Below are 26,392 nucleotides of genomic sequence, written 5' to 3' on the forward strand. Positions count from 1 at the left end.
CTTTAACTCTTATTTATTTTTTCATTAAAACAAAATCTTACCTCACAAACTTCACATCATCATTTTCTGAGTCAAAATAACCCATCCTTGCTCTCTTACCAATTAACAATCAGATCATGAATTATCTTTATACCTGCTGCATATGTGAAAACCTTTTCCCAATCTATAGACCTGGTCTCCTCAACCTGAATAATATCGCCATCCTGCAAGTAAATTATAGCATCTTCAGCTTTATGTTCAAGGTAATCTTCCAGATTTATAACTTCCACATCAACTGAACCTTGCCGATGGATAATCTTTACCCCCTTTAAGTCAGCCCGTTCTGTTGGACCTCCAGCCATAGCTAAAACATCTGCTGGAGTAGTCTTTTTACCAATTACATAACTCCCTGGTTTCTTAACCTCCCCAAAAATATATACTTCTCTGATACCATAGGGAACATAAATTACATCACCGGATTTTAAAACATAGTTTTGATAGCCACCTTCGCGTAATAGCCTGTCTACATCTATTTTAATTACCGTTTCTTTTCTTGTAAGACTCACCTCTTCTAAAAGAGCCTGTTTCTCATCAATCCCTGCCATAGCCAACACTTCCAAAAGTCTACTATTTCGCCTGACTTTAAATACTCCAGGCCTCATCACTGCTCCCAACACACTTACTTCAGTTGGTCTAAATTCTACAACAGAAATAGTAACTTGAGGTGAGTTAATATATTTTTTTAATAGAGACTCTATTTTACTCTGCAATTCTCCAGGAGTCAGATCCTCAGCTTTCACTTCACCAACCAGAGGAACGGATATATATCCATCAGGTCGAATGACAAGTTTTCTATTTAAATCTGGATGATTCCATACTGAAAATTCAATAACATCTTCAGCACTGAGAAGATACCCAGGTTCATCTGCAATTGAACCGAACTGAATAACTAAAACACATATAACTGCCAAAAATATAGCTCGCCTCAATTTTTTTGACATCTTTTTCACTCCAATCGTCCACTTTTTAATTATTCGCGAAATCCGACAGATATCCTTCAAATTAACCCAAAAAAACTAAATTTAACACTACCTTTAGATATACTTTGCATTTTTAGATTTATGATTATACTGCAAAAAGCTAATTTAGAGCGACATAGAAATTTTTCGCCAAATCATCTTAGCGAGATTTCCGACGAAATAAGGCCTCATCACAGGAGGTGATGAGCTAATCAAGGGCCAGGAGGGCCCTTTGAGTCAGAGAGCCTTATTTCGGCGGAAATCGAGCCTTAGATGATTCGAAAAATTTCTCATGAAGCGAAAAATTAGCTTTTTGCAGTAAAATCATTTATTAATATTTTAACCGAACTCCCATCTCAATAAAAAGGTCTATAAAATCTACTTCGGCTTTCAGGTCAAAACAATCATAAGCACGTACCACTCTCATCTGACCCAGTGTATACTCTTTACTTTCAAGACTATACTGTCCCTTAAGTTCCAGATCCCATCCTTCATCTAATTCATTCCTATAATGATACATAAGTCTTCCTTCCACATATTCTTCCTTTGTATATTCATCAAATTCTGCCGGTAATATTACTCCCCAGCGATCGGTACGACCATAACCCAATCTCAAATTCCACCTTTTACCTAACGAAGATTGCACCCAAATATTCGATTTGCTTTTACCGGCAATCCCATAGTTGTCTACCCGGACATGGGTAGGGTTAAAAGACCATCCCAGCTTTGTCTGGCCCAACATATACTGATCACTAAAAGAAGTTGTTATATATAATTTATTTAACTCTGCTGTTGTTGTTTTTTCCGTGACCTTCGTCACACCTGTCATAATACTGTAATCTATACCAAATAAATTTAATTTAGGTGAATTCACTTCCAAAATCGGAGTTATTTTTCCCGAAGGATTACGGGATACATTGATCTTAGAATGCCAGCCATTTTTTAAATAGCCAAAATAGACTTCCTCATCATTCTTCCAACTCCAATTCACACTACCCCTGAATCCTTCTTTATTTTGGCGCCAGTTCAAAATCAAATTACCTGCCCACTCCTGATCATACTCTACTCCTCCACCGAGAGCAAAACCATACCCAATCAAATAATTTCCATTTAATTCTGCTGTCCACTCCTGGTCATAATCTGCTCCAGCATTCAAAATAAGTTTTTCTCCCCTTTTATAATTTCCTTTAACCTTAAAACTAACATCTCCTGTTGTTGTAGCTTCTAAAACTGTTTCTGCGTATAAATCAGATGAAAAATCGTAAAAACCTTTGATCCGAATTCCAGCTCCTTTTTCTCCTGAATAAAAAATTTCTGGAAACCAGTTAGGAAACCGGTATTCACCATCACGATATTTAAGGACCAGATTCATTGGAAGAGGAAAAACTATTTTTCCAATCTTCACCTTAACACCTGAGAAGATAATCTTTTCCTCAGGATAAAACTTAACCCCTTTTGCTATTATCAGATAATGAGGAGATTCCTTCTTACACCCGGTAAAAGATACGTGATTGAAAAAATATTTCTTTGTATCCAAATCCAGATATAGTTCATCGCCTTTCATATATTTATCATCTAACCATAACTCAAACCCATCTTTTGCTGTAAGATACTCCCCATCCCACTCAATCTCTCCTGCATCCAGAATAAGTTCTGCTTCCCCAGCATATCCAATGGTAGTAAAGAATATGCACCAAAAGATAATATAAGTCAATATGTTTAGTTTCAATTTCATAGACTATTCTCCTTCAAATAAAGATTTATCATTTTATTCGCTAAATATATTCTTTCTTCCTCCAAGCAAATTCTGCCACACAAAAAAACTGAGATGTATAATCACCTCAGTCAAAATCGAATCTCTAATCTGGCTTCCGCCCTGGTCTCATCATTTACTTCTACTTCTTCAGGTAAAAACCATTTATATTGAAATTGCAGTGATGAATTTTCAGCAAAGTTCAGATCCAAACCCAGATCTAAAGTTGATCTTAAAAAGCCATCAGAATTCCCCTCATTTTCCATCTGATAGGTAGCATTTAATGCCTTACTTTTGTCACCTAACTGAAGGCTAAATACCGCCTTTTTTGAACTAACTTCTTCCCCCTTCTCATTCATCAAAATATAATCTGCTGATAATCTGGAAAATTCGTTGGGATGCAATGCTAACCCCAATTGTTTAATAATAACATCATCTGGACTATTTTCCTGATCCAGACTGGTAAGCCATACAGGAAAAATTGAAGATTCTATAGGTCTGTTTGTACTGGAAATGATACCATATGCTGCATTAAAACTGGCAAATGACCCGGGATTATAAGCCAGGTTTAGCATCTTTTCGGTTCTGGTAACTCCCTCATCTTCCAAAGCTTTTTTATAATCTGCATTTACAATTACTCCGGGTAAAATATTCACCTCTAAACCGGCATTTCTTGTTATAAATCTAGATCCATCATTTAAAATCAAATCTTTTTCTGTTTTTAAATCTTCTAAAGCATCATACCCATAAAATAATGTAAAACCATTTAACAACCTACTTTGAGCCTCAATAGTATATCCTGATATTTGAAAATCAAAAAGCTCTTCAGGTTCTTTTTTTTCATATAATACAAGATCCATTAAATTTGGGGAAAGCAAGCTGTATTGACCGATAATATTCCCTTTCTGGGTCTTTAGAATTGGAATTCCACTATTAAAAGAAATATCAATCACACCAGGATTATAATTTTCTACACCAAGATATTTGATATCAGGTTGAATCAATATTGGATAATAGTGAAAAAGGGAAAGACCATCTTCAAGCTGGCTACTATGTACTTCATCACTATTTTTCTCTTGATAAGACTGTAAAAATGCTTCTGAAACTTCAAAAAGACTCTCCTCAGCCAGGATGTGTGGTGAGATCATAAAAAACCAAACAAGAAGCAGTATCAAAATTTGCCACATAATCTGATTTCTTTTTCTCATCCACACAACCCCCTCTCATATACGAAAATTACTACCTCATACATTAAAATATTTCTATGTATAAACACAAAATCCTGCTTTGAAATTCAAACAAAAAATATCCTCCAGGATAAACCCTGGAGGATATTTAAGTCAAAGTTAGATTAGAAGTCGATGCTGAGACCAGCAGTAATTTGTTCTGCAGTGTAGTTAGCATTTTCAATCTTTTCAACTACATCAACTAAGATTGGGTGATCTTTGTAACCATAACCCTCGAAGTTAATGTTGGTGTAGTTCAGAGTAGCCTTAACACTATCAGTAATAGCGTAGGTCAGACCAGCGTTGAACTCTTTCTTCACACCAACAAGTTCCCCAGTGGATTGTACATCGATACCGTGGTTAGCATATTCATAACCAGCGTTCAGAGTCAGAGCATTGATAGTCTTGGTTACATCTACACCCAGATCATAGTTGAAGTTATCAGTGTTGTTCAGCAGCTTGAAGTTAGCAACAGTATCAATATCTACACCAGCAACAGTATAAGCTTCTGGATCAATAGAAGCAGTTACGGTCAGATCACCATCAAGTACTTTTTCAACATCAGCTTTGAAGATGCTATATTCTGCACCAGCGGTCAGAACAGTCACATCTTTAATTACATCATGAGTGAGACCAGCAGTCAGAATATCGCCAGCATACTCAACAGCATACTTGTGAGTACTTAATTGGTTATTTCCACCTAATTCATAGGTGTAGTCAGCTTTTACAGTTACACCAGGTACGAAGCTGTTCCAAACCAGATTTGCATAAACGTTATTAGCTTCGTCATCAGCTTTCCAAACGGTCTTTTCTAGCTTATTGCCATACTTATCATATTGATAGTATTTTACGCCACCAACTTCTGCAATATCATAGTCGGTTTCCTCATTACCGTATACTTTGTCAGCAGCATAATCTTCATATTGATCGTAAACATAACCAGCGGTTACATCAATGCCCAGAATGTTTTTAACAACCTCAACATTACGCTTCTGACGGGAAGCTTCACTACCATCATCACGATTCCGCAGTTCTTGACTGAAGCTTGCAGTGACATCAAAACCAAACAGGTCGTAATTACCTACTTCAACACCAAAACTCATAATATTTTCCTTTACAAGATTTTCCTCCACTTTAATGCCATTGTAATATTTAATATTCTCGTAGCTACCGCTCAGAGTAACAGGACCAACTGGCAGTTTAGCACTTACATCATAACCAGCTTTATCTTCGATATCTGCTAAGATACCTGAGAAATCTTTATCAATCAGTCTGTAACCAGCAGCCAACTCCAGATTACCCAGAGTAGTAGTACCAGTTACACGGAATAATTTGTTCTTGAACTCTCTATCGCTAACTGCGAAAGTAGTAGTCAGATCGATACCAGCTACATCATAACCGGACTCGATACCTGCAACGAACTTACCATCTTTTACAAATTGACCTTCAGAGTTCGCAGCAAAACCTACGAATGCAGTTGCATCCAGTACACCTAAACCTTGCTTAACAGCCAAAATATCAGATACAGTATAATCAACTATAGGCAATCCTTCTTTATCATCAGTGTTAACTATAATATCTTCAGCTACACCGTCTCCATTAACATCGTAGGTAGCAGGTACACCAGGATCACTAGGAGCAACAATTGTTCTTTTTACATTTAAATCTGGTACACCTTGCTTATTACGAGCTAATACATAAATGTTGTCACCAGCTGTTACAACTACACCATCATAAGTCTTATCAGCATCACCCAGCAAGAAGTCTACCAGGGTAACTTCCTGATCGTTAGCAATTTCAGCAGTCAGTTCATCAGTTGTAACAGTAGCGGAGAAACTGTCAATATTCAGATCTAAAGTATCATCATAACCGGTTTTCGCTTCAACTGCTGGATCATAACCATCGTCTGCACTAATACTCCAGGTACCAAATACATCAGCAGTACCAGTAAGAGCAACATCAACACTTACAGGACCTTTGTTAATAGCGATACCCAGATCCAGAGTTTGCTCGAAAGTATCATTATCAGTAACAAATACATCAGATCCAGTATCAAATGGATTGGTGTAAGGAGTAGCACCTTCTAAGTTAGTTTTGGTAAAGTTTACACCATAGCTACCATTGAACTTAACGGTTTCCAGATCTTCAACACGGCCTTCCAGTTTTGCAATACGGTCTTCCATAACATCCAGCCTAGCACCGATAGACTCCAGCTCAAACCTAAACTCCATAACCAGAGCTTCAACGATACCAGCTACTTCTTCAGCTTGAGCTTCAGTTAAGCTATCTGGTTGCTTAACAACAACTTCTGGCTTGTTCTTAGCCATCAGGCTCTTAAAGATAGCGATTACGTCTTCTGCTTGCCCAGCAGTCAGACCATTTTCCAAAGCTTCAACTTGCTCAGCCAGAAGTGCTCTTTCTTGAGCTACAGCGTCAAGAATACGAGCTACTATAACAGCAATCTCATAACGGGTTAAAGTCTTCTTACCCTTAAAAGTACCATCTGGGTAACCAGTAATGATACCGCTAGAAACTACTTTATTCAATGCATCATATGCCCAGTGGCTTGCAGGAACATCGCTAAATGGGCCAGCCATTACTGGAGCAGCTAATGCAAAAACAACAGCCAGAGTAACTAATAAAGCTATTCTCTTCATTGTCACTTTCTCCCCCTTGATTGTTTAAATTTTTAAAGTTAAATTCACTAAGCTGTGGTTCTTAAGACAAACTGATCGAGTGGAAAATCTTTGAGTGAGTTTCCTTGTTTCCTCACCCAATCTTTCCTCACTCTCTCAATTGTCAAAGAACCAGTTTATAAGTTTTAAATTATCATTCACATCACTCGCGGCAATCTCAGGGTACACCTCCTTTCTCCGCTGAATCAATGTGAATGATAAACCTGATACCTTCTTTAAATTCACATATATATTTCTCTATTTCTAAGTAATCTCCTGCCTGTCTACTGTTATATGTTTATTCCAATTTTAGTTCTTTTATGACGGAGAATTGATAATCAATAATTTTTTTCACATTTACTTATAATACACTTCATTTAAGTTCGCCAAAACTCTTAAATCTCCTGCTTAAAATTCAAATTATTTAATGATTAAACTGCAAAAAGCTAATTTTGAGCGCCATAGAAATTTTTCGCCAAATCATCTTAGCGAGATTTCCGACGAAATAAGGCCTCATCACAGGAGGTGATGAGCTAATCAAGGGCCAAGAGGGCTCTTTGATTAGGAAGTCTTATTTCGGCGGGAATCGAGCTTTAGATGATTCGAAAAATTTCTCAAGAAGCGAAAAATTTGCTTTTTGCAGTAAAATCATTTAATTCAATGATTTCACTGCAAAACTATAGTGACATAACATAATAAACATATTCGCTAAACCCTACAAAATTCCTTCCCCATTAATAAAAATTTTATTTACCTATTTGTGGCATTTCTCCTAGATAACGTTTTAAAAGAACAATAGCTACTAGATCATCGATAGGTTTAGAAGGAGTTTGAAGTGAAAGAGGTATCAACTTTCTCCATCCCCTGGGAGGATTTAGATCAAAATAGATTTTTCTTGCTTCCAGAGTAGAATATGCCTCATCAACCAACACTATTTTATAATCAAACCCCATTTTTTTAAGCTCTGCCTGAAAACTTTTTGAAAAGGTTCCATCTCCCAAAAGCAGGGTTTTTAAAGAATACTTCTCCTCCCACTCAATAAATCTTTTAGCAAAATTCCGAGTAGGTACAATATCATGATAAATAACAGCCCGGGTCAGCGGATCATAAATAGCTACACCGGTTTTCTCTCTACCAGGATCAATCGACAAAATCATGGTTCAACCCCCACCGGTGATACGTCAAATTTTAAATTATCAGTAGAAAGTAATCTTTCATCTCGCCAGATATCTTTTGTAGCTTTAATGGTAATTTTTACCTTTCCGTGCATTTGTTTAATGGTCTCCACAATTGTATAAAAATCCACAAAACCTATTTTCCCTACCTCACCTTCTGGATTGGGCAAAAGTCCTCTTTCTTGTGACCGTTTGTTTACTTCATTTAAAAGATCAACAATTTCCCGCTCAATAGCAGACGGATCCTGCTTAGAATCAATCACCTTTTGAGCAATAACCTCATCTTTCTTATAAACCCTATAGTTTTCCTCCCAAAATATATGCGCATCAATAATATCGTTGATTAAAATATTTTTATCTGCATAAATCCCAACCAGAATCTTTTCAGAGGAAGTATCTACTAAAGCCTTTGCAACTTCAAAAAGTTCTGCACCAGGTAAAAGAATGCTTTTACCAGTTTCCTCATCAATCTTTACTTTCCGCATCTGGGCCAGTTTATTGGCACGGTCCAAATAATCATTTATGACCTTTTCAATCTCTGCAGGCGTGGCACCTGGAATTGTATCTAAAGAATCCAGATAGATTAGTTCACCTTTACGGTAAACAATATCTTTAGTTTCATAACCTAAAGATTGTTTCTGGTAATGTAAGGACTTTAACTGGTAATGTACAACCTCTCTGGTTAATTCTTCTGTTCTCTCAGTTAACTCATTAACCCGTTCATTTAATACCTTAACATAATCCTGTAAAGAATCTACTTCTGCTTCCAAACTCATCTTTTGTTTTTCTAACTCATTTTTCTGATGTTCTAAGTTTTTTAGCTTCTGCTCCAATGAAACTTTACTCTTTCTTAATTCCATCGTGGTTTTAGAAAGGGTATCATAATCTTCTTGCGCCTTCTTTAAACGACTCTCCAATTGTTCATATTCTAACTGTTTTTGTTCCAACTCAGTCTGAAATTGGTCTTTCTGTTTGCGAATATTATCCAATAAGTTCTGAGTATAATTAATCTCATTTTCCATTTCTTTTAAGCGCTGGTCTTTTTCAAAAACCTGTCGGTTCAAATAATTTAATTCTTCAACTAACTCCTGCATATTAAAAACAGCCATACGTACACCGCTAGAAGCAAGCATCAAAAGAGTGATGGAAATGATGGCAATAAGGATTCCAGTCAAAATAGTAATAATCATTGAAGTATATTTCGGGCGAATACCAAAGATGGACAACCGCTTTTTACCCACCTTCATACCAATCTGGTCACCCAGATATGCAATAAGTCCACTGACAACGATTAACGCAAAAATTAGAAAGCGGAGCATCCAGGGTATTCACCACCTTTCATTCCAATCCTTAACGGGATGCTTTATAAATCAAACAGATTCCCACCAGAGCAAAAATAACATTAGGCAACCAGGCCCCTAAAATAGGAGAGATGGTACCGGCCTGCCCCAATGCGCCTCCCATAGTTAAAACTACATAATAAATAAATATCACAATAATACTTAAACCCAGTCCTATAGATGAACCGGAACGGTTAGGTTGCAAGCCTAAAGGTGCTCCTATAAGGGCAAAAATAAAACACGAAAAAGGAATAGCAAATCTTTGATAGTACTCAACCAAAAGTTTATTTACATTCCGTCCATCCTTTTGATAAATATTAATCAATTCCTTTAACTCGGCTGCTGTCATTTCCTCAGATTTTTTGCTGGATAGAGCAATTTTCTTAGGAGAACGATCAATCTTTTTCATTTCCAGTTCTTTAAACTCTGCCTTTATAACAGGTTGATCATCGTTGGGAAAATAATAAGTTTTCCCATCAAAAAAGACCCATTGTCTCTCCAACCACCTGGCTTTTCGGGCTTCGATAATGGAGACAATTCTTTTATTCTCAAAATCCTGAAAATAGACATCAGATAAAGTCCCGGTATCGCCATCAAAACTTTTAGCATAAAGTATATAATCCGGCATTCCCGTTTTATAATCAATTGGGGTAAATGACAGATAGCGTTGAACAGAAGGAAGCCTGGTTTTATACCTAAATTCCCATTCCAACCGTCTGGTTTCAAAATTTGTAAAAGGAACAATCTTTTCATTTATATATATAGTCAAAAAACTGACCAAAATCCCAACAATCAAAACAGGAATAACCAGCCGTATAAAACTAACCCCTCCTGCTTTGAAGGCAATAATCTCACTGCTACTTGACATCCGACCAAAAGCCAGCAATGTAGCCAGGAGAGTTGACATGGGAAATGTAAGGACAATAATTCCGGGTAATTGCAGTAATAAAATTTTCCCTGCCAGATTTACAGGCATATTCCAATCAACAATATACCTGGCAATCTTAAATAATAAATTGGTACCGATCATAATACTGCCAAAAGCTGCAACACCAAAAAAGAATGGCCCGGCAAGTTCTGTAAGGACATACCAATCTATACGCTTCATAAAAGACACCTCACAGAGTAAACCTTTCACCTAGATAAAATTTCCGGGCAATCTCGCTTTTGGCAATCTCTTCAGAAGAACCGGAGATCAAAATTTTTCCTTCATGCATAATATAAGCCCGATCAGTAATAGATAGAGTTTCCCGTACACTATGGTCGGTAATCAATACCCCTAACCCCTTCTCTTTAAGATGGGCAATAATATCCTGAATATCACTTACAGCAATGGGGTCAACACCGGCAAAAGGTTCATCTAAAAGAATAAATGAAGGATTTGTGGCCAAAGCTCTGGCAATCTCCACTCTCCTTCTCTCTCCTCCAGAAAGGCTTGCTCCTTTTTGCTTACGAACATGTTCTATGTGAAATTCTTTAAGAAGGGTTTCCAACCGTTCTCTCTGTTCTTCTTTAGGGCAATTGACCACTTCCAAAATGGAAAGAATATTTTCCTCTACTGTCATCTTCCGAAAGATAGACGGTTCCTGGGCCAGATAACCGATCCCCAACCTGGCACGACGATGCATCGGCAGACGGGTAATATCTTTACCATCAAGAAAAATTTTTCCGTCATTTGCTTTAACCAATCCCACAATCATATAAAAGGTCGTCGTTTTTCCGGCCCCATTGGGCCCCAATAGTCCAACAATCTCACCACGGGCTACTTTAAAGTTGACACCATCCACAACCTTTCTTTTACCATATTTTTTTACCAGATTGGTTGCCAAAATAGTCATTACAAATCGACTCCTTATTTACCTGTCAAATTTATTTTTAACTTTGCTTTCTTTACTCTTAATACTTCTGTCTTTAGATCATAAGTAACAATAGCACCTCTAATAATCTGATCATCCCGAAGAATCTCCACATCACCTGTCATAGTGAGTAATTCATTTTCTAAATCAAATTCCAGTTTTTGAGCAGTACCTTTCAAATTTTGAGCAGACAGTTTAACCTGACCTTCAACTCTGATTATACCTACCTTCTCATTATAGGTCAATTTATGTCCTTCAATTTTAACATCCCTATAAAGAGCCAACACATTCCCAATAACTTCAACATCTCCACTTTGGGTATCAATATTAAGTTCATCACCTTCAATAATGGCCTGAGACTCCTGGATTTGATCAGCATTTACCTGCCAGACTACTAAAAATATGATACTTATAATCAGTAAAATTGCATTTTTTTTCATCTTAACCACCCTTTTTTATAATCAATCTTGGTCGACCTGAAAAATGTATTTTTTTTAATTGAAAATCAGAACTCAACTCTTCAGCCTCAATCTGAAAATCCTGGCTCTCAAAAAAGATAGAACCCCGGCCTTGAAAATAGCCCTGATTTAGATCAATATTTGCTTTATTCATCATAAGTTGATATTCTCCTGCCTGAAAAGTAATAGGTCCATTTAAATAAACCACTCCATCCTTAGTTGTCATCCAACCTTCTTCAGTAAAAAAATGCTGTAAAACCTGACCACGATCTATAAGAACCGCTTCAAGTCCTTCAAAATTCAGATTATCATTTGTTTTTTGTACAATCCTCTTTAAAGTGGCATCCATCTGATATCTATTTTCCCGGCCAAAATAAGTTAGTTTTAAGTCTTTAAATCCTTTTTCAGGGATCTCTTCAACCGGTGAATCATTTATCGGATCTTCAAGTTTATCCATTTTAGTCTGAATTATCCTTTCAAGAAAAAAAGCCCCGCCGAAAATACAAACTACAAGCAGGATTAACAAATATTTCTTATCCAAAAAAATACCTCCCCTCCTTTTTTTATTTTCTAGATAAATACTAGATTTCCTTTAAGTAATCTCTGGAGAGGCTGGATAAAATATAAAAACTTCTTAAACCCGTCTTATACCAATTAAATTTTGAGCGACATAGAAATTTTTCGTTAAACCATCTTAGTGAGATTTCAGTCGAAATAAGGCCTCATCACAGGATGTGATGAGCTAATCAAAGACCAGGAGGGCCCGTTTCGATAGTTCGAAAAATTTCTTCATAAAACGAAAAATTAGCTTTTTGCAGTAAAAATCATAACTTATTTCTTTAAAAGAAACCCCGTTTTTAACGGGGTTATAATGTCTTAACTATCTCTTTTAAATAAGATGCAAACGAATCTTTCAATTCAGGCCGCATCAATGCAAGCTCTACCGTAGCTTCCAAAAAACCCTGTATATTCCCAACATCATAACGTTTGCCTTCACAGACAAAACCATAAACCTGTTGGGTTTGATTTAAAATTTTTATAGCATCTGTCAATTGAATCTCATTATCCTTACCGGGAGGCAAGCTCTCAAGAATGTCAAAAATTTCAGGAGGTAAAATATAACGTCCTATTACGGCCAGATTTGATGGTGCTTCTTCTGGAGACGGTTTTTCAACCATATCTTTGACCCTATATAGGTTTTCATTCACCTGTTCTGCATCCAAAATACCATAACTGGAAACATCTTCTTTCGGAACTCGACTTACAGCAAGAATTGCTCCTTTATATTGATCATACATCTTCATCATCTGTCCTATAGCAGGAGTTTTACCCACTATTACATCATCACCCAGTAAAACTGCAAAAGGGGAATTTCCTACATGGAGTCTGGCACAATAAATAGCATGTCCCAACCCCAACGGCTCTTTCTGACGAACATAATGTATGCGAACCATCTCAGAAATCTGCTGAACCTCTTTTAATAAATCAAACTTACCCCTTTTTTCCAGAGTATATTCTAACTCAAAGGATTTATCAAAATGATCTTCAATGGCACGCTTGCCACGCCCAGTAATAATAATTATATCCTCAATTCCCGCTTCTACAGCTTCTTCAATTATGTATTGAATGGTGGGTTTATCTACTAAAGGAAGCATCTCCTTTGGTTGCGCTTTGGTAGCAGGTAGAAATCGTGTCCCAAGCCCGGCTGCCGGGATTACAGCAGTCTTAATTTTCAACATTATCTCCTCCTTGAATCTTTTTTCTTAGCCATTCGACACAAAAGAAAAAATTCCTCCTTTTAAGCCAATTTACATCTTATAACCCAGCTGCTTTAAAATCAATTCAGACATACGACTAATACCACCCCGGGGTCCCATCCTTTCCTGACCAATTCGCCCCATCTTTTCATATCTTTCACGATCATGGAGGATAACCAGAAGTTCTGTAGCAACCTTTTTTGGATCCGGTTCAACTACAGATATACTATCTCCTAACAGTTTCTTCTGTGCTTTGACAAATTTTTTATTGAATTGAGGGCCATTACCCGGGAAAGTTACGAGAGGTTTACCCATCCCCACAGCCTGTTCATTGGCTGTTCCTGCAAGACCAATAAATATATCACTTTTTTCTAAAACATCACCAAAAAAGCCTTTTGTTAATTTAACAATAGTTCCTTTAGGAGAAACTAATACTGCAATAACTCCCCCGGCCTGTTGATCCTGAGTTAATTGCATGGACCAACCTATTTCATTGACAGCTCTCTCTAAACGGTCTAAAGAAAGCTGATTCGCAAGAGCTGTCAAATATTCCATCTTCTCCACCTTCAAAATTTCCAGTTGCTCAACTATCTTTAAAATCATCTTCATATTTTGATAAGCTTCTTCACGACTCCCAGGTAAAATCCCTACAACCTTTGCTCCTTTGCTAATCCCAAAATCTTTACCTTTCACCTGAAAACTATCCATCATAGCATTACCAACAAACCGGGCCGGAACTCCTGATTTTTTAAGAACATAAGCAGTCTTCTCATCCCGTGGTAAAACTAAAGAAGCATATTTGCGCATCAGTTTTTTTTCAATCCCATAGTGACCACTGATATATTCAGATTTCGCCGTTGGAATAAAGATTGTAGGTTTTTTAACAAATAATCCTGCCAGAATAATTAAAAGAACATCTCCAACACAGATAACCGCATCTATCTCTTTGCGAATCCGACGTAGTGTTAAAATCTGGTTATAAGTGAGACTGAGAATACCTCCCTTTAAATCTTTTATAAAATTTTTTAAACTTTGACGCATAAAACCCCCGGAAGGCAAATTTTTTAAAGGACCAAGAAGTTTTATCGGCAACTCTTTATAAGCATGGCCCTCACCAACAATGGGAAGCACACTGACTTTGAGACTTTTTTCTTTTTTGAGCAAATCCTTTAAAATGGCAGCAGCTATAATATCTTCACCATGACCGTTACTTAAAACCAAAATTGAATAAGCTTTTGGCATATTAAATGCCCCCTTTATTTTTTTGCTGGGCCTTATAAAGTCGATAATAATAACCTTTTTTCTCAAGCAATTCTTTATGGGTTCCCATTTCCACAATCCGACCTTTATCTAACACTACAATAAGATCAGCATTAACAATAGTTGACAACCGATGAGCAATTACAAAAGTAGTCCTATTGGCCATTACCTCCTGTAAAGCTTCCTGAACCAACAACTCTGAGGCTGTATCTAGAGCAGAAGTAGCTTCATCGAGAATCAATATTCTAGGATCAGCCAGAATTGCTCTCGCAATGGCAATCCGCTGTCTTTGACCACCCGATAAAGATTGGCCTCTTTCACCCACCATTGTCTCATATCCTTTGCTAAATTTGGTTATAAAATCATGGGCATTGGCGCGTTTTGCTGCCATAACAATCTCTTCCATACTGGCATCCGGTTTGCCATATGCGATATTATAGGCAATAGTTCCTTTAAAAAGGATAGTTTCCTGGGGAACTATAGCAATCTGCTGCCGTAAAGAATCAATTGTGACATCCCGTATATCATAACCATCAATGGTGATTTTACCGGAAGTAGGATCATAGAATCTCGGGATTAGATTTACTAAAGATGTCTTACCTGCTCCACTTTCACCAACAAAAGCAACTACCTGACCAGGTTTAACCTCTAAACAAATATCCTTTAAAACCTCCTCCTCTTCAGCCTGATAACGTAGGGAAACATGGTGAAATTTCACATACCCCTTGATAGGCGGCAGCTCAACTGCATTCTCTTTTTCTCTAATAAACTCTTTCACATCCAGAATTTCAAAAATCCTCTCTAATGCACCTAAGGCCCTATGAACCAGACTCAAATCTCGGCTAATTAGCTTTAATGGAGTAACCAAAATAGCCATATATGTCATAAATCCTACCAATTGACCGGTAGTTAAGTTGCCACGAATTACTTCCCGACTACCATACCAGAAAATTGTTACAATACCAACAGCAGATATTAACTCAATAACAGGGGTCATAGTTGCCATTATCTGTACTGCCTTCATCCCAGCAGAAAAATTTTTACATAAAGCATCGTTAAAACGCTCAATTTCATCCTCTTCTCTAGAAAATGCTTTAACAATCCGGATTGAAGAAAAATTTTCCTGTACTATAGTAGTAATATCTGACATATGAGATTGGATCTTGCCGCTGGTTTTCCGCATTTTGGCTCCAAATTTACTGATGGCAATAGCTATAAAAGGAATTATAGTCATAGTAAAGGCAGCAAGCTTCCAATGGATTACAAAAGCCATTATAACTGCTCCAATTACTATAATGGGTTGTCCGATAAGGCCGGGTAAAGCCAGAGTCACACTATTTTCTACCACCTGAATATCATTGGTGACTCTAGAAATTAATTCCCCAACCCGCATCTTTTGATGAAAAGCAAGGGAAAGATACTGTAAATGCTTATAAAGTTCCATTCTTAGCTTTAAAACCACCCTTTGTCCAACATAAGCCAGAAGATATACCTGACCATAATGAAAAATACCTTTAAAAAAATATAAGACAAGAAAACCTATTACCACCAGATTCAGAGAATTTAAATCTCTAACATTAGAATTGGTAAGTAAATCAATAAAGTTTTCTAGAAGTTTTGGAATAATAAGATTAGCAACCGAAACCAGCACAAGACACAACATTCCAAGAAACAATTTCAGTTTCAAAGATTCAAAATAGCGAAAAAAGCGGCGATATAAATTCACGGTAATCCTCCTTATTAGACTATAAAATAAACTCAGTTCATTCATTAAGAAAGGAAGTATTCAAATGATTAAGGCCAGTGTTATAATCCCAACTTATAACCGAAAAGCTATTTTAGAAAAAACCCTAAAAGCTATAACTGATCAATCTGTACCCAATGAAATTTATGAAGTTATAGTCATTGATGATGGTTCAACCGATGGTACTAAGGAGATGGTAAAAAAATTTAATCACCGGATAAGATATATTTATCAGGAAAATAAGGGCAGAGCTGCTGCCCGCAATCACGGAATTCGAATAGCCAGAGGTGAAATTATAATCTTTATTGATAGTGATATCGTAGTTAACCATACTTTTGTCGAAGCTCATTTACAGAAACATCAAAAACATGAAAAGGCTATCGTCAATGGTTTAGTGATCAATACTTCTAATTTTGAAGATCCCCGCAGTGAGAAAAGGAAACTTACTGATTATTCCCGGGCCTCATTTGCCACAGGTAATTCTTCTGTAAGAAAAAAATACCTTCTAAAAGCAGGACTCTTTGATGAGGAGTTCAACCAGTATGGTTGGGAAGATTTAGAGTTAGGCCATCGCCTTTTAGCATTAGGATTGATTAAAATTAAGGCCAACGATGCCATCGGCTATCACTATAATCCGCCTGTATCATTAGACCATTTACCCCATATGCTAAAAAAAGAATGGGAACGGGGTAAGATGGCAGTTCTCTTTTTTCATAAAAACCCAACCCTGCGCACCAGATTGACAACCCTTTATGCCCCACCATTTTTCTACTTAGAACGTTTGATAAATTTAGGCGGGTGGCCTGACTGGCAAATGACTGAAAAAATTATGGAATGGCTTAAAAAGTCCGGACGAAAAAATTTATTTAAATTCCTGGCCCAATTCAAATTGATCCATGCTTATTTTAAAGGCATGAGGGAAGGTCAGCGCGAATTTCAGAAATAATTCGCTCTGAGGCCTTCTCTTCTTTTTTATACTTTTTCAACTTATCCTTAATGGTCAAAAGTTCTGAATCTATTACTTCCATAGTCCGCTCAGCGATCATTTCAGGAGTCAAAACACCTTTAAGTTCGGGTAAAATCTCATCACCCAAAGAGCGATTTACTGGAGAAACATACAAAAACTTTTGAACCAATTTGGGAATAACTACCTTCCGTTTTAAAAATGGCCCCAATAAAGGAATTTGACCGATAAGACCGATAATCCCCGGTAATGGAATCAACTCAGGCCAATTCAATGGTAAAATGACCAGAGTCGGAACTCCCATTGCCGCCAATTCTACATTGTTAGTACCGGGCAAAGCAAAAGCTAATTGGCTTACCTGCATGGTATTATAAGAACTACCGCGATAAATGAGAAATCGGTGCTCGAAAACTTTTAATTCTACCAATTCCTCCACATCTGTCAATTTCAACTCCCAGGATAAATCCTTAGCTTCGTCTAAAAAACTCCGGATATTGTCCAGAGTAATAAATGGAGCCAATGTAATAAGAGGTTTAATTCTTTTCTTTTTATTTTTTAAATAAATCACAGCTTTCAAAAAAAGAGGAAAAGATTCTTTAACTTCATGAGGTCTGCTGCCAGGAAAGATATTTAAAACCAGATCTTTAGAATCTAACCCCAATAACTGCTCCATCTCTTCTCTGGAAAGGTCTGGTTTTACTGCATCCAACATCAGATCTCCTACAGGACGAAGATGTTCTTTTTTTACACCTTTCCTTTCTAAGCGAGCTGCTACTTTCAATGAAGGGACAAAAAAAAGACGAATCCTATCAGAAAAACCAGCGTCACGTTCGCTGTAAGCATAAACAGGATATTTGAACCTTTTACCCAACATTACTGCATGTCCCAAATCTCCTCCTAAAAATAGAACAAAACCCTCCTCACCGGGTTTAAAACCCCTGGGTTTTCGCCGAAAAATCATATATTTAATATATTCACGTGGTCCAAAAACCTGATCTACTTCATCAAAACTCTCCACCACCGGAACTTCTCTACCGCTGGCAAATGTACAGGGAGGAATAAAAACTGTAATCCTGGACTCAGGCCATTCTTTTTTAATGGCCTTAACCATTGGCTTAACCCAGGCAGAAACTTCACCCGGACTATTAGTAGTAAGAATCACATCCATAATGATAATCCCCCTTACTTTTCTCCAGCGGTGTTTTCCTCTAATGTCCTTAAAATCAGATCAGCTACCCGTTCAACTGCTCCTTTGGCCCCTAAAGCTGTACGAACTTTAGCCAACTCATCCTCTATCTCTTCTTTTTTTGCCCGATTCTCTAATATCTCAAAGGCAGCCCGGGCCAGATTCTCCCCAGTAACATTCCTCTGCAGAAATTCAGGAACTATCTCTTTTCCTGCAATTATATTGGGCAAACCAACAAACTTAACTTTCGCCAATAGTTTACCCAAAAAATACGTGCTCAATGAAGTCTTATATGCAATAATCATGGGAACTTTAAGACAGGCTGCTTCTAAAGTTGCAGTTCCCGATGCACATAAAATCAGTTCTGCATTATCCATCACTTCATAGGCATGACCGATAGTCAAATATAATGGAAGTTCATTAGCCGCATCTTTTATGATGGAAGTAACCAGATCCTTAAAGACAGGTGAAGCCAAAGGTAACACAAAACGAATTTGCGGCATCCTTTTATGGATTAGCCGTGCTGCTTCAATCATTGGCGGCAGTAAAGATAAAATCTCACCTTTACGACTCCCGGGCAGTAAACCAATAATAGGATCAGTCTCTTTTAAACCTAAGAAATTACGGAATTCCTCTGAAGACATCGTAGGTGATACAAAATCCAACAGTGGATGTCCTACAAAAGTAACATCAGCACCTGCCTTTTTATAGACATCTACTTCCATAGGAAAAACAGCGGCAATTTTTGCCCCCCATTTTGCCATCTTATAAGCACGCCATTCGCCCCAGACCCATGCTGAAGGACTAAAATAATTGACCACCGGCACACCCTTTTTCTGTCCTATCTTTGCCATTTTCATATTAAAGCCCGAGTAATCTACTAAAAAAAGAAGATCTGGCTTCTCTTCATCAATTACTCGGCTTAACATGTCCAATAGCTGATAAAATTTACGCAAATGTTTTAAAGCCTCAACAAAGCCAATAGTACTAAGCTGGGTGGGGTCAAAGAGAATTTTAACTCCCTCTTTTAGCATCTCTTTTCCCCCCATCCCTATAAATGACAAATCTGACCTTTTCTTTTTAAGAACACGAATTACCCGGGCTGCCTGCATATCGCCGGAAACTTCACCAGCAACAACCATAATTTTAAACATATCAATCACCTCATTGCCACAACGGCAATCCCATTTTCATTAGCCAATTCAAGAACTTCCTTTTGCTGGATAAAGAAAGTTCGGTCTGCTTCAACTACTAATCCCCTTGCACCAACAGCAACCAGATTCTTCATAGTGGTCAATCCAATGGTTGGAATATCAAAGCGGAAATCCTGCCTGGGTTTGCTGACTTTGGCTACTACAGCTCCCCGGGCCAACTCACCACTTCTTAATATAGCCCGATCTGTTCCCTCAATAGCTTCTACAGCAATCACTGCTCCATCCTTGACCACTACCGTTTGACCAATATCTAAACGTCCAATCTCCTTGGCCATCTTAAAACCAAATTGCATATCATTAAGAAGATCTGGACTTAAATTCAATTCAGGAGTAAGATTACCTTCACGGGCAATAAATTCCTCCATATAAGTGGTCTGTTTAAGAAACTGAATTCCTTCATTAGCAAGTTCTTCTACTAAAGCCAACAAAATAGCGTCATCATTCTTTTCTTTTAAATTCTTAAGTAGATTCAAAAGACGTTCATCCATCTTCAGACCTTGATAAAGCTGCACTTTCTGAACTTTACCCAACATTATTGCATTTTCAATCTTTTCTTTTTTTAAAGTTTCAATAATCTGATTGAGTTCTCCTATACTTATTTGATAATAGCAATGGGAATATTTTTTCAGCTCATCTTCTTTCGTTTCCGGCGTAATACCAATGGTTACTACCTGAACTCCTTTTTTTTGAGCATTCCTAGCCCAGAGAACAGGCAGCATCCCGTAACCAGCAATCAATCCAATCCGTCTCATGTCAAACCTCCCTAACGAACTATACCACGGGTTGCATTCCGTAAAAATCTTAAGAAATGTTCAATCTCAGGACTGGTCTCTAATTCCTGATCCATCCTTTCAATAGCCTGAGAAATATTCAAATCTGAACGGTATAAAATTTTGTAAGCTCGCTTAATCTCCTGTCTTAACTCAGGAGAGATACCATTACGACGCAAACCAACTACATTAATACCTGCTACACGGGCAGGATGACCATCGACAATAATATAAGGTGGTACATCTTTAACAACTTTAGTATGGGCCCCGACCATAGCCATTTTACCAATGCGCACAAACTGATGAATCCCCGCTAAACCGGCAATTACAGCATGATCTTCCACAATTACATGACCTGCTAAATTGGCTGCATTGGACATAATTATATGATTACCCAACTGGCAATCATGGGCAACATGACAATAGGCCATGATAAGATTATTATTACCAATCCGGGTCTCCCCTCCACCGTTTTCAGTACCACGATTAATGGTTACATATTCCCGAATGGTATTATTATCCCCAATAAATAAATAGGATTTTTCACCATGAAACTTTAAATCCTGTGGTTCCAATCCAATGGATGCACCAAAGAAAATTTTATTATTACAACCTATTTTGGTCCATCCATCAATTACAACATGAGGCCCAATCTTTGTATTATCACCAATTTCTACATTCGGCCCAATAATGCTATAAGGGCCAATCTCCACATTTTTTCCTATCTTGGCCCCGGGATGTACTATTGCTGTTTCATGTATTTTGGCCATATGAACAACATTATCTTTCGGTTTTACTTTTTTCATTTTGCTTCCTCCTCATTTGTTTCTATAAAAACAAGTGACCTGGATTTTGACGGGAGCATAAACCTTAAACTATTGCTTCTTCTACAACAGTAAACATTAATTCACCCTCTGCAACTATTTCTCCATCAACCAGGGCACGACAATAAACTTTGGCAATATTCCGTCTCAATTTAAGCATTTCAGACTCGATACGAAGTTGGTCGCCCGGTACAACAGGTTTGCGAAATTTCACCTTATCAATTCCTGTGAAATAAGGGAGCTGGCGAGAGGATTTATGTTTGTCTAAAAGCATAAAACCGCTGACCTGTGCCATAGCTTCTACAATTAATACACCAGGCATCACTGGATGATCTGGATAATGTCCCTGGAAAAAAGCTTCATTAATAGTCACATTTTTGATACCTACTACTCGAACACCCTCTTCCAACTCCAATATCCGGTCCACCAAAATAAATGGATAACGGTGAGGAAGTAAATCCATAATTTCTTTTATCTTTAACATCTGCCTGCCTCCTGTTGCAAAAATATTTTTTTAGAAAGCTCTGCATTTAAACTATGACCTGATTTAATACCGATAAAGTGCCCATAAACCCGCCCATTTACTGCCAGGTCACCAATTAAATCTAAAACCTTGTGCCTGACAAACTCATCTTTAAAGCGTAATGGATTAACTGTGTCCTCATCATCAATTAAAACAGCATTATCTAAACTTCCACCAAGGGCAAGACCTCTTTTATGAAGCATCTCAACCTCCCGGGCAAAACCCAAAGGTTCTGGCTGGAGCAATCTCCTTTAAAAATACTTCACTGTTGATCTCATAATCAACATATTGGGTTCCAATAACCGGGTGATTATATGATAATGTGTAACTAATCCGTAACCCATCATAAGGTAAAGCTACAAGAGTGGCATCATTGTCTCTGACAAAGATAGGTTCTGTAATCTTAATCACTCGTCTTTTTTTGGACTGTTTTATAAGTCCAGCTTCTTTAAATAAATCCATAAAAACAACAGCACTTCCATCAGTAACAGGAGGTTCTCCTGCATCCAGTTCAACAATTAAATTATCTATACCGGTCATAGATATCGCAGCCATTAAATGTTCGATAGTATGAATATACCAATTTTCTTCTATAGAACCGATTGAAGTACACCGTTTAGTAGAAACAATATTCATAGGTGAAACCTTAATCATAGGTTTTTGAGGTAAATCTACCCTTCGAAAACAGATCCCTGTATCCTCAGGTGCAGGCAAGCAGGTCATTTTTACATCCTCTCCAGTGTGTAACCCAATCCCTGTATAGGTAACTGTTTTTGCAATAGTCTGCTGCAAATCCGTCCAGTCCACAGACTTCGCTCCTCTCTATATTCAAATAAGCATACAAATAGACATAATATTATTCAATAAATTTCACCTTATCTCCTGCTAAACTTATAAGATTTTTATAAAAAGTCCATACAAATTATTGATATTCAATCATCTCTTTATAGCGCCGTCCCACCCAGGATTTAGGGGCTTTAAAAATTGTTTCAGGACTGCCTTCTTCTACAATAACGCCCTGGTCCATGAGAACAATTCTATTGGCAACCCGGCGGGCAAAAGCTACTTCATGGGTCACAATCAAAAGTGACTTATCTTTTTGTCTGGTCAACTCTTCCATAACTTTCAACACTTCCCCGACCAGAATCGGGTCAAGGGACGCTGTCGGTTCATCTAAGAGCATAAGATCCGGGTCTAAGGCCAGAGCACGGGCAATAGCTACCCGCTGCTGCTGGCCGCCACTTAATTCCGCCGGTTTAGAATGAATAAAATTCTTTAACTCAACCTGTTCTAAAACCCGGATTGCCCTCTCTTCAGCTTCTTTTGGTTTTAAACCCCATTTTATAAGCCCCAACATTACATTTTGGAGAACTGTAAGTCGATTAATTAGATTAAAGTTTTGAAAAACGAAACCAATATCCTTTCTTAGCTTTAGAAGTTCTTTTTCATTTAGCTGATGGACAGGAATTCCTTTATAAATAATCTCTCCTGAATCCGGTTCAGTTAAACGATTTATACAGCGGATAAGAGTAGACTTCCCGCATCCGCTCGGTCCCATAATAACTACAGTTTCACCGGTATTAACAGTAAGATTAATCCCCTTTAAAACCTGGTGTGAACCATATGATTTTTTTAAATTAATGACCTTTAACATCGCTCATCACTCTCTTTAAATCTTTCTATTATAACTATTTTTACCACTTAACCAGAAATCAATTATATCAATGGTTATACTGCAAAAAGTTAATTTTTCGCTTAAGGAGAAATTTTTCAAACCATCTAAAACTCGATTTCAGTCGAAATAAGGCTCCCTAATCAAAGGACCCTCCTGCCCCTTGATTAACTCATCACCTCTTGTGATGAGGCCTTATTTCGACTTCAATCTCGCTAAGATGGTTTAACGAAAAATTTCAATAGCGCTCAAAATTAGCTTTTTACAGTTTAATCATCAATTACTTAAAAATCAGGTTTCTACGATTTAATAGATAGAGAATTCCAGGTTTACCGGCCGGAATCACAATTTGACGCAAAATCTCCGTTAAATTAAAACCTAAAGCTTCCCCGGCTATATACTCTTTTTTATCTACCGGATTGATCCGGTCCGTCATAAGAGCAATAACAAGGCCCATAATCGCACCAATCCAGGCGCCGGGATGATTTTCAATATACGGCAGTTGTCCATTGGTAAGACGGAAAATCAACTCTAAAGTTAAACTTCCCATAATCATCCCAAAAAGGACCTCTGAATTTATAATTCTTACAATAAAAGCCTGCTTCTTTCTTTTCCTAAGTTCTTTAATCACTGACATAATCCCTGACAAATCCAACATTAAAACCAGCATTATAAGAACTACTGCAACCATAGCGGTAATTGTCTCCCGTACTTCAGAAATAATTCTTAAAAACTCACCCCGTACATTGGGTTGTACAATTCCTGCATCCATACTAAAAACTGAAATAGTTGATTGACCCACTACTTCCATAACAAAAGGTTCAATAGATTTGATATTTAAATCTGCCGGAACCAGAATCAAAATCTGCTCACCTGGAATAATCTGACCGGACATATACTTTTCTATCAACTTAATGGCTCTGGTCACTTCTTCATCTCTTAGGTTCGGCAAAGTATCACTAATATAATTCAGCTCTTTGATAATAGCTTCTACATCCGATTCCTGAATCTTTTCTAAACTCTCTTTAAAACCCTGAATTTCCTGGCTCATCTTTTTATCGTCCAGACGATCCAGATATTCAAGGGTTGTTTTACTACCTGAAATAAGCCGATCCAGAATGTCGGTCACAGAACTGGTATTGTTATTTAAAAGATCTCCGCTTATTACCATCTGTTCTAACTTTTCTAAGTCACTGCGCCAATCAGAAATTTGACGCAAAATAGGATTGTATTCATTTAACCTTTTAAGAATTTCACCGGTGTTGTTACGCAGAGCCAGCTGCAACTTAGAAGCTACATCTACTGCTTGATCCAGCTCTTTGCTGTAACTCTCACTTAAACCAAAATCATTTTTCAAAATTTCCACCTGGCCCTGAAATTGGCCCAATTCATAGTCGATACGGACAATCTCTTTTTGGGCCCACTCCATTTTGGAAGCAAACTCTTCTGCCGTATTAACTATGGCTAACAGTTGACCGATAAAATTTTGAACCTTTGACAAATCTAGTTGATTTAGTTTATTCCTTATCTCTTCTACTTTAGCCTGACCTTCTTTTAAAATCTTTTGAACTTCCTTAATTTCAGCCAGAGTATCATTATAAATCTCTAAAGCTTTTAATGCTTCTCCCGTCATTCCGTATAACTTAGAAAAGATTTGATCTAAATGAGGTAAAACTTTAGCCAGTTCATCAGCGGCATATTTCAAATCTTCCCGCGGACTTTTGATCCTGGCCTCACCCAAAAAGGCAGCTATCTTGCCCTTAGCATCCAGTTTATATACTCCTTTAGACTGGATATCTGTCACATTACCTTCCACAATCAATGCTTGAATCTCTTTATCATTAACCTCTGTAACCTGAAGTTTTAAGTCCATTGGTGTAGCATCTTCACCTACTTTAAGTCCTGAACGTCCCGGGCCAGGCATAATCAGATAATCATCCTTATGAATGACAAAATCCCAATCAGGTGATACTGGAATGGTGATAACCGTTGCATATTGAAGTAAAAATTTCTTCATCTCCAACATGGTATTAACCAGATACTGCTGATCATCCACCTCATTGGTAGTCAGGTTTTTGGCAAAAGCCAGGTTATATTTATCCTTTAACTCAGTCGCCAACTTCTCCCCCATAGAAATAACATCCACTGGCCCGTTGTCAATGGGAAATCTGACCTCCAGAACCTGATATTGTTTCAAAAACTTTTTCACTTCTTCTGTAACGTAATCAATATCTTTGGGGGAGTTCAGCATCAGGTCAATCCCCGAACTCCCAACAGGGTATGTGAAATGAACTCCCTTAATATCAGCTAGCTTTTGTTCAAATTCTTCCAAAAGTCCCCGCGGAACTCCCCTGATTGTAACCCGGGGCTCAGACATCATTGTCACACCAACAAGTCCTGTTACATTGGAAAAATAACTGCTCATCTTCATAAAATATTCTCTTGTTTTATATTTATCATCCAGGCTTACAAAAAAGTTGGTTTTTCCAGCAATGGTTACACCCTGCTCAACTTTAGAACCGGGCAGTTTAACCCGTAAAATATCCCGTATCTGGGCCAAAGCAGAGCGCCTTGTCTCCCGGTTAACTGTTAAAAGCAGGTCATACTCACCATAATCACCGATTAATCCGGTAACAGTATTTCCAAAGTAATTATCTGCCATATAACCTGCTGCCATTGCTATTGCCGATCCAACTAAAACCACAACCAGAAAATGTACTATCAAATCACGGCTAAAACCTGATCTCAGTAAATATAGCATCGACTTTTTCTCCCTCCCTCTGTCCATATATTAGTATAACATTTTTTCAATTATCAGTAAATAACATGTGTGAATGTAAATCATGGCATATAATTTACGTTTTTTCGCATTCTATTATAACTTAGCTACACTTATTATACCATGATTTTTAAAAAGGACAGATGTTAGTTTGTTCCAAAGATGAGGCCTTATTTCGACTGAAATTTCACTAAGATGGTTAACAAAAGTGCACTTCT

General features: G+C 37.5%; 23 protein-coding genes. 1 reads left to right on the forward strand and 22 read right to left on the reverse strand.

Annotated features, from left to right (window positions below):
- Positions 1-95 precede the first annotated feature (95 nt).
- From BBF96_RS11465 to BBF96_RS11525, 13 genes are all read right to left on the reverse strand, one after another.
- Positions 96-980, reverse strand: coding sequence for a polysaccharide biosynthesis/export family protein (locus BBF96_RS11465; RefSeq protein ID WP_127017284.1), 885 nt, complete (start codon positions 978-980; stop codon positions 96-98).
- A gap of 349 nt (positions 981-1,329) precedes the next feature.
- A complete protein-coding gene (locus BBF96_RS11470) occupies positions 1,330-2,733 on the reverse strand; it encodes a hypothetical protein (protein WP_127017285.1) in 1,404 nt (467 codons plus the stop codon).
- A 110-nt stretch (positions 2,734-2,843) separates the two neighbouring features.
- Entirely contained in the window at positions 2,844-3,959 is a 1,116-nt protein-coding gene (locus BBF96_RS11475; protein WP_127017286.1) for a hypothetical protein, read from the reverse strand.
- A 143-nt stretch (positions 3,960-4,102) separates the two neighbouring features.
- Entirely contained in the window at positions 4,103-6,634 is a 2,532-nt protein-coding gene (locus BBF96_RS11480; RefSeq protein ID WP_127017287.1) for an S-layer homology domain-containing protein, read from the reverse strand.
- A 764-nt stretch (positions 6,635-7,398) separates the two neighbouring features.
- Positions 7,399-7,809, reverse strand: coding sequence for a RuvC family protein (locus BBF96_RS11485; protein WP_127017288.1), 411 nt, complete (start codon positions 7,807-7,809; stop codon positions 7,399-7,401).
- Positions 7,806-9,146, reverse strand: coding sequence for a DUF3084 domain-containing protein (locus tag BBF96_RS11490; RefSeq protein WP_127017289.1), 1,341 nt, complete (start codon positions 9,144-9,146; stop codon positions 7,806-7,808). Before BBF96_RS11490 ends, BBF96_RS11485 begins: the two co-directional genes overlap by 4 nt.
- A gap of 31 nt (positions 9,147-9,177) precedes the next feature.
- Positions 9,178-10,275: an LptF/LptG family permease gene (locus BBF96_RS11495; RefSeq protein WP_127017290.1), complete on the reverse strand. Its 1,098-nt coding sequence runs from the start codon at positions 10,273-10,275 to the stop codon at positions 9,178-9,180.
- A 10-nt stretch (positions 10,276-10,285) separates the two neighbouring features.
- On the reverse strand, positions 10,286-11,005 hold the full coding sequence (gene lptB / locus BBF96_RS11500; RefSeq protein WP_127017291.1) for an LPS export ABC transporter ATP-binding protein: 720 nt from the start codon (positions 11,003-11,005) through the stop codon (positions 10,286-10,288).
- 14 nt (positions 11,006-11,019) lie between these two features.
- Positions 11,020-11,463 carry an LptA/OstA family protein gene (locus tag BBF96_RS11505; protein ID WP_127017292.1) on the reverse strand — a complete coding sequence of 148 codons (444 nt, stop codon included), beginning with the start codon at positions 11,461-11,463 and terminating at the stop codon, positions 11,020-11,022.
- A gap of 1 nt (position 11,464) precedes the next feature.
- Positions 11,465-12,022 carry an LPS export ABC transporter periplasmic protein LptC gene (locus BBF96_RS11510; protein ID WP_164731030.1) on the reverse strand — a complete coding sequence of 186 codons (558 nt, stop codon included), beginning with the start codon at positions 12,020-12,022 and terminating at the stop codon, positions 11,465-11,467.
- Positions 12,023-12,347: 325 nt separating this feature from the next.
- Complete coding sequence (gene galU / locus BBF96_RS11515) at positions 12,348-13,217, reverse strand: UTP--glucose-1-phosphate uridylyltransferase GalU (RefSeq protein ID WP_127018252.1); 870 nt, start codon at positions 13,215-13,217, stop codon at positions 12,348-12,350.
- Between the two features lie 72 nt (positions 13,218-13,289).
- Positions 13,290-14,480, reverse strand: a complete 1,191-nt coding sequence (locus tag BBF96_RS11520; protein WP_127017294.1) for a lipid-A-disaccharide synthase-related protein — start codon at positions 14,478-14,480, stop codon at positions 13,290-13,292.
- 1 nt (position 14,481) lies between these two features.
- Positions 14,482-16,224 (reverse strand): ABC transporter ATP-binding protein, encoded by a 1,743-nt coding sequence (locus BBF96_RS11525; RefSeq protein ID WP_205665629.1) that lies wholly within the window; start codon positions 16,222-16,224, stop codon positions 14,482-14,484.
- A gap of 64 nt (positions 16,225-16,288) precedes the next feature.
- Here BBF96_RS11525 and BBF96_RS11530 point away from each other — a divergent pair, with 64 nt between their 5' ends.
- Positions 16,289-17,188 carry a glycosyltransferase gene (locus BBF96_RS11530; RefSeq protein WP_127017296.1) on the forward strand — a complete coding sequence of 300 codons (900 nt, stop codon included), beginning with the start codon at positions 16,289-16,291 and terminating at the stop codon, positions 17,186-17,188.
- On the opposite strand, the gene BBF96_RS11535 is transcribed toward BBF96_RS11530, so the two are convergent.
- The 9 genes from BBF96_RS11535 to BBF96_RS11570 form a co-directional block, all read right to left on the reverse strand.
- On the reverse strand, positions 17,148-18,374 hold the full coding sequence (locus BBF96_RS11535) for a glycosyltransferase family protein (protein ID WP_127017297.1): 1,227 nt from the start codon (positions 18,372-18,374) through the stop codon (positions 17,148-17,150). The genes BBF96_RS11530 and BBF96_RS11535 overlap by 41 nt on opposite strands.
- A 14-nt stretch (positions 18,375-18,388) precedes the next feature.
- Positions 18,389-19,546 carry a lipid-A-disaccharide synthase gene (gene lpxB / locus BBF96_RS11540; RefSeq protein WP_127017298.1) on the reverse strand — a complete coding sequence of 386 codons (1,158 nt, stop codon included), beginning with the start codon at positions 19,544-19,546 and terminating at the stop codon, positions 18,389-18,391.
- Positions 19,547-19,551: 5 nt separating this feature from the next.
- Positions 19,552-20,358 carry an LpxI family protein gene (locus BBF96_RS11545; protein WP_127017299.1) on the reverse strand — a complete coding sequence of 269 codons (807 nt, stop codon included), beginning with the start codon at positions 20,356-20,358 and terminating at the stop codon, positions 19,552-19,554.
- Between the two features lie 11 nt (positions 20,359-20,369).
- Entirely contained in the window at positions 20,370-21,182 is an 813-nt protein-coding gene (gene lpxA, locus BBF96_RS11550; RefSeq protein ID WP_127017300.1) for an acyl-ACP--UDP-N-acetylglucosamine O-acyltransferase, read from the reverse strand.
- A 64-nt stretch (positions 21,183-21,246) separates the two neighbouring features.
- The gene (gene fabZ / locus BBF96_RS11555) at positions 21,247-21,684 is read right to left on the reverse strand and encodes a 3-hydroxyacyl-ACP dehydratase FabZ (protein WP_127017301.1); all 438 of its coding nucleotides are present in this window, start codon (positions 21,682-21,684) and stop codon (positions 21,247-21,249) included.
- On the reverse strand, positions 21,678-21,926 hold the full coding sequence (locus tag BBF96_RS17245) for a UDP-3-O-acyl-N-acetylglucosamine deacetylase (RefSeq protein WP_335876594.1): 249 nt from the start codon (positions 21,924-21,926) through the stop codon (positions 21,678-21,680). The genes fabZ and BBF96_RS17245 overlap by 7 nt, the downstream gene beginning before the upstream one ends.
- 1 nt (position 21,927) lies before the next feature.
- Complete coding sequence (gene lpxC / locus BBF96_RS11560; protein ID WP_335876596.1) at positions 21,928-22,530, reverse strand: UDP-3-O-acyl-N-acetylglucosamine deacetylase; 603 nt, start codon at positions 22,528-22,530, stop codon at positions 21,928-21,930.
- Positions 22,531-22,645: 115 nt separating this feature from the next.
- A complete protein-coding gene (locus BBF96_RS11565; RefSeq protein WP_127017302.1) occupies positions 22,646-23,377 on the reverse strand; it encodes an amino acid ABC transporter ATP-binding protein in 732 nt (243 codons plus the stop codon).
- Between the two features lie 298 nt (positions 23,378-23,675).
- Complete coding sequence (locus BBF96_RS11570; protein ID WP_127017303.1) at positions 23,676-26,156, reverse strand: coiled-coil domain-containing protein; 2,481 nt, start codon at positions 26,154-26,156, stop codon at positions 23,676-23,678.
- Positions 26,157-26,392: the final 236 nt, after the last annotated feature.

Source organism: Anoxybacter fermentans, assembly GCF_003991135.1.
Lineage (GTDB): Bacteria > Bacillota > Halanaerobiia > DY22613 > DY22613 > Anoxybacter > Anoxybacter fermentans.